Origin of the sequence: uncultured Clostridium sp., assembly GCF_947072515.1 — a bacterium.
Taxonomy (GTDB): Bacteria; Bacillota; Clostridia; order Clostridiales; family Clostridiaceae; genus Clostridium.
Map to the genome: position 1 here is coordinate 1 of NZ_CAMTIG010000101.1, position 6,993 is coordinate 6,993.

Genomic DNA, 6,993 nt, shown 5'->3' on the forward strand with positions numbered 1-6,993 from the left:
GGTTCAACCTAATCTATATAAATTTTATTTACAAAAAATAAAAAGGCCCTGGAATTATATTTCTATAATCCAGGACCTCTTGGGTCTCATGTGCCAACCTGCAATATTTCACCGCAGATACACTTTATTTTATTTTTGTTTTTATCTTCAAGATCTAATACTACTTCACCTTTTAAATTTTTAAAACTAATTTTTTTATTTTTTGATATTCCTAAAAGTCTTTTGCATTTTTTACACCTTATTTCTTGCATCTAATCACACTTCTTTTTTATAGATTTGCTATTTCTTCTGGAGTCATTTTAACAAGTACACTGTATGTCATTACACCATCTATAGTTTTTTCAAACTCTGGCTCTCCAGTTATTTTTTCTAATGGTACTTTTAGAATTTTTCTTTCAAAATCTACCCTGTTTTTATCTGCAATAATCAAAAGATTTTCCATACATTAACACCCCCAAAAATAGTTTAATAAAGAGCTGAAATTAAAATGGCGTCGGGGAACTTAAAAAACTTCAACTCTTTATTAAACAGCCAACAAAGTTAGCTATTTATTTGTATATATATTATTTTTTATAGTTATTAACTCTTTGACGGGCATAAAATCTCTTCAGCAAACTCTATTTTATCCAGTTCAGTTCGTCTCATCTTATATTCTTCGGCAATTATTACAGAAGATCCAAAGTCACCATATTCTTTTCTTATGCTTTCTTTCGAAGCTCCATCGATCCATTTTTTTATAATCTGGATTCTTTTTAAATTTCTCTCTATTAGAACTACATCTTTCACTTTTATTACCTCCAAATATTTAATAATTAATCTTCAATATCAATTACAATATTTTTTTCAGTTACATCAATTTTCAATCCTAATATAATATCCAATATTGTAATTACTCTTTTTTTAGAAAGATGTCCTCTCATAGGAGAATCTTTTCTCTTTAGTATTTCAACAATTAAATCGTAATCACTTATATTAGATAACTCTATGTCAACATTGACATTTGCTAGAATTTTACTCATTACTCACCTCCAAAATATTTAATAAAAAGCTGAAATTATATAACTTCAACTCTTTATTAAACAGCCAACTTTATGTTAGCTGTTTAATTGAAAGGTTTGAGATTTTGTTTCTTAGTAATAACTTTTGCATGTCTATAACTCGCTATTTCCTAAGATGTAGAAGTTCAATTATTTAAACTTCCACATTTTAAGAAATTAATCTACTTTAAAGAAATCGGTAATTTCACAATCACACACACTTGCAATTCTTTTCAATTGCTTTATGGATGGATATTTATTTTGCTTTATTTTATTTATACTATCATTAAGACTTCGCGGTGAAACTCCCAATACTTCAGCACACTTTGTGCCTGTTCCAAATTTATTTCTCATTATGTTCTTTATATTTTTAGAAATCTTTTCATCTAAATTTAACATAAACCAAAACCTCCGTTTAAAAAACAAGTAATTTGTTTGTTTTTTTAAATATACAAGTTTTTTACTAGTTTGTCAAACAAAAAATTTATTTTATTTTTTCGAAAACAAAAAATAAGCTGATAAAAGTCTTAATTTTAAAGACTTAATCAGCTTATTATTAATTAAAAAATTCTCTATAAACACTTTCTATTTTCCCAATTATTTTTATTTGATCTTTAGATATTTCAATATCCTTATACATTGGGTTCACACTTTTTAGTCCAACAATTTCCCCTTCTGCTAAAATTAATTTTTTTGCGAAAATTTCATCACGATATTGAACTATAAAATATCCTTTTGAAGTCAAAAATGTGCTATTACAATCAACAATTACTATATCTGAGTCTTGTAATTCTGGCCACATACTATCACCTTGAATATTAATAGCAATACAGTTTTTATAATTATATCTTTTTTCTATTTCTAAATATTCTGGTGCTATCTCCTCACAAAAATTTAAATAACCCGTGCCTGCTGAAGCTTTAATATCTCTAAAATATGGTATTTTTACTGTACTTTTTAATAAATCTCTTAATTTATCTGGCATTTTTTCAAAATAAAATGCTTGTTCTAATTCTTCAAATTTATCTTTATCCATTAACTTCTTTAAAGTATTTAAAGCATCTTCACTTAGTTGACTTTTATTAGTTTCAACTAAACTTATATATTGTTGAGAAACACTAAGCATTTGACCAAGTTCTGGTTGAGTTATTTTTTTATTTTTTCTAAACTCTTTTAATATTTCACTTACTTTCTTCATTTTCTCACCTCTATTTAAATTATAAACAAATAAATAGGCATTGACAAACAAGTAAATAACTTGTATAATCTCCCTATAAATAAAAAACAAGTATAATACTTGTAATTTTATAACTAAGTACATATTTTGTATTTTGAAAATAAAAAAAATTTTAGGAGGATTAAAATGGGGAGCGGAAAACAACCAACACTAATATCTAGGATGCTTGACTTTGTTATGAGTCATACAGGCTATTATCATGTTCTTAGAGAAAAATTAAACTTACAAAAGCAAATTGATGAATTGGATGATGACAGAGAAGAAAACTATAATATTACTTTTAAAAAAAATCTAAAAAAATTAGAAATTATTGCAATTGACTCTAAAAATGACAAATTAATGAAATTGTATAAAGAAATAAAAACTAATTTCCTGAAAAATGAAAAGGAATCAGCATACTATGAACAATTAGACGATGAGCTAAGAGAAATGAACATTAAATTTGTATCTGAAGCTCTTGATAGAACAAGAGATGATGCCAATGAATATGAAAGAGAAATGATTCTAACAAATAAAAGAATTGGAGCATAGATGAACATTAAAAATACAAAAAATAAAAAAAGGCATCTGCAAAATTTGCAAACACCCCTATCTCGTAAATAGAGTGTAACACAATTTGTAGGTCCTTGCAAGGAGGATTTTATGAAATTTAAAAAAGTTTCTAATAATTTTTGGAGAGTTGAAATTAATGGAAAAATATTTGCAGGAAAATGGGAAACACTTCTGGAGGAGATCCAAAATGAAAATTAAAAAAATAGGAACTTACACATATGCTGAACGAACTTTTCTAAGCAAAATTAAAAGAATGTTTGGTTTTTAATAAAAGGCTGGAGATAATAACTCCAGCCACAACTATGTCTTTAATAAAATTTTTAACAACTTAAAGATTTTATTAAAAACATAAAGTCGGAGGAATATATGAACAATATGAAATACAAAGTTGGAGGAGTGCAGCAAGAAAAAGTATTAGAACTTAATAAACAAATACATGAAAAATTTGAAATAGTTATTTTAAAAACTGCTGATGAAAAAGAAAAAAAGAAATTAGTAGCTAAGTACAATGAACATTTGTTTGATTTAAAGGATGCTTACATACTTACTTACTTAAAAGATATATTTTCAAGTCGTAAAATGATTACCAAAGAGGTAGAAGGAAAAATTTTTAAGTGGGTTGATTACAGCAGATTATTAACTTACTTACCACTTCTTGGAATTAATAATCAAAAAGTTCTTAGTAGAAGATTTCAAAAATATGAGGAATATGGACTTATAACTAGGCATATCCATAAAAAATACAATAAAGCAACTATGGAGTTTGGAGGAAGCTATACTTTCATACATTTACAAGATTCTTTCTACAATCTTTTTGAAGAGTATAAACTTGATGAAACTGATGAAGAAGTAGCTAAAATAGCTAAAGAGATGGGACTTACTTTTAACTTACCGGAGGTCACTCAAAAGTTCCCTGTAGGAGGTCACTCAAAAGTTCCCTGTATAGAGGTCACTGAAAAGTTCCCTCATAATACTACTATATACTCCAATAATTATACTACTACTGAAAAATCAAAAAGTAGTAGTTCTATTTCTAAAGAAATAAATGATTTATTAGAAACTGAAATTCAAGATAGAGGAACTATAGAAAACTTAATTGATGTTATAGCAACAAATCATATTGATTTTGAAAGAATTAAATCTGTAATAGATTACTCTAAAAAAAGTGATAAAGGATTTGGATACATATATAAATCTTTAAAAATGAATTGGCCTGTTCCAGTAGAGAAAGTAATAAAAAATACAAAAATTGAAAAAACTATGGAATACATTAAAAAACAAACAGATGAAAAAAGAGAAATATCTGAAAATGTAACAACTATAAACTTAACAGAAATTGAAGAAAATAGAGCTGTTGAAATTTTAGTGAAACAAGGAATAAATAAAAATTATTTAGCTAATATGAAAAAGAAAAATAATAAAATTTATTTAAATACACTAAATTCAGCTTTAAAAAGCACAATTTAAACACTTGTGTGATTGTCTGTATATCGTTAAAAACGATTTTAAATAAAATTTGGTGTATTTACACTAAAAACAAACTAAAAAGGCTTTAAAAAGCTTTTAAACAATTTTAAGAGGTGAGTATGGAAATTATAAAAAAAATAGCATTAGTTTATTTAATTTTAGTTAGTATGGGAATACTTGGAGCTTCAACTACAATATTTGTTGCTACTTTGGACATTAGAAATAGTATTAAAAATGAAAAGGCATGGTGGTTATTTGTTGTAGTTAGTTTTATTTGTATTCTGCTTAGTGGATCTGGATTTACATTTGGCATTAAATCACTTGCTGGAAACTAATCTATACAGCAGAAAGGGGTGGATTATGAGAAAAAAAGCAAAAGTCGCTATTAATTCAGATTTTCCATTTAAAAATAATGAGCAATTAGCTCTCTATTATTGTAGAGAAGCTGGAGTTGATAACTTTAAAGATTTAAAAAACACTATTTATTGGGGGTATTATCTAGAAGATTCTAAAAGATTTCATAAAAAAATTATATCAGAATCTAAAGTTATACCTTCTACAAAAGACATGGAAGTTATAACATGTAAAAAATGTGGAACACCATTTGGATCTATAATTGGAAGCTTTGTTTTACTTAATCTGAAATACTCATTCCAAAGTCATAAAGCACCTTTGAAAGTTTTATGTGATTGTGGAGAACAAAATATTTTTGAAAAAATAATAACAAATGATACGGAGGAAAAAAAATGAAAAATACATTAGGAGATTTAAACAACCATTTATTTGCTCAACTAGAAAGACTGAGTGAAGAAGATCTAAAAGGAGAAAATTTACAAAGTGAAATTTTAAGAACAAAAGCTATAACAGACGTTGCTTCAAAAATAATAGATAATGCATCATTAGTTTTAAAAGCTCAAGAGCTTGTAAACGAATATGGTTCTTCAACAACTCCAATACCTAAAATGTTAAAGGGGTAATATGATTATATATACATCTGAAATGATAGAATTTTTAAAGGAAATTTCTCCAGGAAAAAGCGTAAAAGAAATAACTTGCCTATTTAATAAAAATTTTAATCTAAATAAAAGCAACTTTCAAATATCTGCTTTAATGAAAAGAAAAGGTATAAAAACAGGAAATGATTCCCGTTTTAAAAAAGGTTCCATTCCTCACAATAAAGGAAAAAAGTTTATAGTCAGCTGGAGTCCTACTCAATTTCAAAAAGGAATGAAACCTCATAATTATGTTCCTATAGGAAGCGAAAGAATTAATTCTTCAGGTTATATAGATATAAAAATTGATGAAAAAAAATGGAAACAAAAACATCGGATAATATGGGAACAAGAAAATGGTCCAATACCTAAAAATTGTTGTTTAATTTTTGCAGATTCAAATAAACTAAATGTTAATCTTGATAATCTTATTCTTGTAACAAGGAAAGAACTTTTTAAAATGAATCAAGAGAATTTGATAAAAGAAAATAAAGATTTAACAGAAGTTGGCCATACCATAGCTAAATTAAAGTTGAAAATGCAAGAAATAAATAAAAATAAGGAGAATGTATAAATGATAACTAAGCTTAATAAAAAATCAAAGTTAACCATAGGATATATTGCATTAGAAACACTTCAGTTATTTACAGTAGATAAAATGATTGCAGTTGGAGTTTTTAGAAATAACGAACTTTTATTTTCAGTAAAGTCAGCTCCAACAATTTTTAAAACAAAAGAAGAACTAGAAATACAAATTTATAAATATAAAAAAATTAGAAATGAACTTATGAAAGAAATATTTTATAAAAATAATTGTAATGGATCCTTCAAAAATTTTAAAAATAAATATTGGAAATTTTTTAAAATTGAAATAAAAGAGGTGGAGTAATGGAGTATTTTTTAAAACAAGAAGTTAAAAGACTGATGGATATTTTTGAGGATAGTTTTATAAATAGAAATTTTGAGTTAATCCTTGAAAAAAGAAGAAATCTTTATATAAATTTTGAACTAGTAAAAACTGTAAAAGATTTAAAAATGAATGTGATCCGATGGAAAAGTAGAGCCTGTATTAAAGGTGATGATGAAAAAATTCTTATTAAAACAAGAAAAAAATTTAATGAGTTTTTTAAAAAAGATTTTTCTTTAGAAGATCTAGAGTTGATATATGAATTTTTAGGAAATGGAGTTAATCCAGAATTGTGCGAAAAATTTCTGGATGGTGATTTAAACATTGAAATTTTAAAGAATTATGAAGAGGAGGTAAAGTGCTTAAATTTATAAAATATAGAAAAGATATAAAAAAATTGAAGTTTTTATACAATCAAATTTTTTCTCTAAGTATAGAGTTAGGATATGGAGTTAAAACTGAGAATGATAAAAAACTTTCAGAAGAGTTAGAGCAGTATAGAAAAGAATATGAAAAACTAAAAAATAGATTAGTATCAACATTTTTCTTATAAAGGGGGTAATCTAATGAGCCTAAAAGTCCTTAAAATAGGTTGGGAAATTGAAAATAGAATAAAAAATATGAATAAAGCTGAAATTGTTAGTTATATGCTTGGTTTTTTAAACCAAGCTGAGACTAACGCCAATGACAACAAAACAGTAGTTCGTCATAGTTGCTTTAAAATTAAAGAGAAGCTTCAGAGTGTAGATAAAGAGGAATTGATAACTTATGATACTGAAATATTTAAACATTCAATAAAGC

At 25.8% G+C, this 6,993-nt stretch carries 16 protein-coding genes; 10 read left to right on the plus strand and 6 right to left on the minus strand.

The features are described 5' to 3' along the window. Window positions 1–86: 86 nt before the first annotated feature. The 6 genes from Q0W06_RS18760 to Q0W06_RS18785 form a co-directional block, all read right to left on the minus strand. Window positions 87–251 carry a hypothetical protein gene (locus Q0W06_RS18760; protein ID WP_297639433.1) on the minus strand — a complete coding sequence of 55 codons (165 nt, stop codon included), beginning with the start codon at window positions 249–251 and terminating at the stop codon, window positions 87–89. Between the two features lie 17 nt (window positions 252–268). Continuing rightward, the gene (locus Q0W06_RS18765; RefSeq protein WP_297639436.1) at window positions 269–442 is read right to left on the minus strand and encodes a hypothetical protein; all 174 of its coding nucleotides are present in this window, start codon (window positions 440–442) and stop codon (window positions 269–271) included. 137 nt (window positions 443–579) lie between these two features. Then, window positions 580–786, minus strand: coding sequence for a hypothetical protein (locus Q0W06_RS18770; RefSeq protein ID WP_297639439.1), 207 nt, complete (start codon window positions 784–786; stop codon window positions 580–582). A gap of 26 nt (window positions 787–812) precedes the next feature. Further along, window positions 813–1,019: a hypothetical protein gene (locus Q0W06_RS18775; protein WP_297639442.1), complete on the minus strand. Its 207-nt coding sequence runs from the start codon at window positions 1,017–1,019 to the stop codon at window positions 813–815. 195 nt (window positions 1,020–1,214) lie between these two features. Next, the gene (locus Q0W06_RS18780) at window positions 1,215–1,436 is read right to left on the minus strand and encodes a helix-turn-helix transcriptional regulator (RefSeq protein ID WP_297639446.1); all 222 of its coding nucleotides are present in this window, start codon (window positions 1,434–1,436) and stop codon (window positions 1,215–1,217) included. Between the two features lie 157 nt (window positions 1,437–1,593). Beyond that, the gene (locus Q0W06_RS18785; protein WP_297639449.1) at window positions 1,594–2,235 is read right to left on the minus strand and encodes a LexA family transcriptional regulator; all 642 of its coding nucleotides are present in this window, start codon (window positions 2,233–2,235) and stop codon (window positions 1,594–1,596) included. 165 nt (window positions 2,236–2,400) lie between these two features. Here Q0W06_RS18785 and Q0W06_RS18790 point away from each other — a divergent pair, with 165 nt between their 5' ends. From Q0W06_RS18790 to Q0W06_RS18835, 10 genes are all read left to right on the plus strand, one after another. Next, the gene (locus tag Q0W06_RS18790; protein ID WP_297639452.1) at window positions 2,401–2,805 is read left to right on the plus strand and encodes a hypothetical protein; all 405 of its coding nucleotides are present in this window, start codon (window positions 2,401–2,403) and stop codon (window positions 2,803–2,805) included. Window positions 2,806–3,192: 387 nt separating this feature from the next. After that, the gene (locus tag Q0W06_RS18795) at window positions 3,193–4,293 is read left to right on the plus strand and encodes a hypothetical protein (RefSeq protein ID WP_297639455.1); all 1,101 of its coding nucleotides are present in this window, start codon (window positions 3,193–3,195) and stop codon (window positions 4,291–4,293) included. 119 nt (window positions 4,294–4,412) lie between these two features. Continuing rightward, entirely contained in the window at window positions 4,413–4,628 is a 216-nt protein-coding gene (locus tag Q0W06_RS18800; RefSeq protein WP_297639458.1) for a hypothetical protein, read from the plus strand. Between the two features lie 25 nt (window positions 4,629–4,653). Further along, window positions 4,654–5,043 (plus strand): hypothetical protein, encoded by a 390-nt coding sequence (locus tag Q0W06_RS18805; RefSeq protein WP_297639461.1) that lies wholly within the window; start codon window positions 4,654–4,656, stop codon window positions 5,041–5,043. Continuing rightward, complete coding sequence (locus Q0W06_RS18810) at window positions 5,040–5,270, plus strand: hypothetical protein (RefSeq protein ID WP_297639464.1); 231 nt, start codon at window positions 5,040–5,042, stop codon at window positions 5,268–5,270. The genes Q0W06_RS18805 and Q0W06_RS18810 overlap by 4 nt, the downstream gene beginning before the upstream one ends. Window position 5,271: 1 nt before the next feature. Continuing rightward, window positions 5,272–5,859 (plus strand): HNH endonuclease signature motif containing protein, encoded by a 588-nt coding sequence (locus tag Q0W06_RS18815; protein WP_297639467.1) that lies wholly within the window; start codon window positions 5,272–5,274, stop codon window positions 5,857–5,859. Beyond that, entirely contained in the window at window positions 5,860–6,174 is a 315-nt protein-coding gene (locus Q0W06_RS18820) for a hypothetical protein (protein WP_297639470.1), read from the plus strand. After that, a complete protein-coding gene (locus Q0W06_RS18825) occupies window positions 6,174–6,566 on the plus strand; it encodes a hypothetical protein (RefSeq protein WP_297639473.1) in 393 nt (130 codons plus the stop codon). Before Q0W06_RS18820 ends, Q0W06_RS18825 begins: the two co-directional genes overlap by 1 nt. Further along, complete coding sequence (locus tag Q0W06_RS18830) at window positions 6,551–6,745, plus strand: hypothetical protein (RefSeq protein ID WP_297639476.1); 195 nt, start codon at window positions 6,551–6,553, stop codon at window positions 6,743–6,745. Before Q0W06_RS18825 ends, Q0W06_RS18830 begins: the two co-directional genes overlap by 16 nt. A gap of 13 nt (window positions 6,746–6,758) precedes the next feature. After that, window positions 6,759–6,993 (plus strand): hypothetical protein (locus Q0W06_RS18835; protein ID WP_297639479.1); only part of this gene is annotated, 235 nt, incomplete at its 3' end.

What these genes read in the sequence shown, in the direction of transcription:
- Q0W06_RS18760 (WP_297639433.1), bottom strand. Translation starts at nt 251, where the DNA reads ATGCAAGAAATAAGGTGTAAAAAATGCAAAAGACTTTTAGGAATATCA.
- Q0W06_RS18765 (WP_297639436.1), bottom strand. Translation starts at nt 442, where the DNA reads ATGGAAAATCTTTTGATTATTGCAGATAAAAACAGGGTAGATTTTGAA.
- Q0W06_RS18775 (WP_297639442.1), bottom strand. Translation starts at nt 1,019, where the DNA reads ATGAGTAAAATTCTAGCAAATGTCAATGTTGACATAGAGTTATCTAAT.
- Q0W06_RS18780 (WP_297639446.1), bottom strand. Translation starts at nt 1,436, where the DNA reads ATGTTAAATTTAGATGAAAAGATTTCTAAAAATATAAAGAACATAATG.
- Q0W06_RS18785 (WP_297639449.1), bottom strand. Translation starts at nt 2,235, where the DNA reads ATGAAGAAAGTAAGTGAAATATTAAAAGAGTTTAGAAAAAATAAAAAA.
- Q0W06_RS18790 (WP_297639452.1), top strand. Translation starts at nt 2,401, where the DNA reads ATGGGGAGCGGAAAACAACCAACACTAATATCTAGGATGCTTGACTTT.
- Q0W06_RS18795 (WP_297639455.1), top strand. Translation starts at nt 3,193, where the DNA reads ATGAACAATATGAAATACAAAGTTGGAGGAGTGCAGCAAGAAAAAGTA.
- Q0W06_RS18800 (WP_297639458.1), top strand. Translation starts at nt 4,413, where the DNA reads ATGGAAATTATAAAAAAAATAGCATTAGTTTATTTAATTTTAGTTAGT.
- Q0W06_RS18805 (WP_297639461.1), top strand. Translation starts at nt 4,654, where the DNA reads ATGAGAAAAAAAGCAAAAGTCGCTATTAATTCAGATTTTCCATTTAAA.
- Q0W06_RS18810 (WP_297639464.1), top strand. Translation starts at nt 5,040, where the DNA reads ATGAAAAATACATTAGGAGATTTAAACAACCATTTATTTGCTCAACTA.
- Q0W06_RS18815 (WP_297639467.1), top strand. Translation starts at nt 5,272, where the DNA reads ATGATTATATATACATCTGAAATGATAGAATTTTTAAAGGAAATTTCT.
- Q0W06_RS18820 (WP_297639470.1), top strand. Translation starts at nt 5,860, where the DNA reads ATGATAACTAAGCTTAATAAAAAATCAAAGTTAACCATAGGATATATT.
- Q0W06_RS18825 (WP_297639473.1), top strand. Translation starts at nt 6,174, where the DNA reads ATGGAGTATTTTTTAAAACAAGAAGTTAAAAGACTGATGGATATTTTT.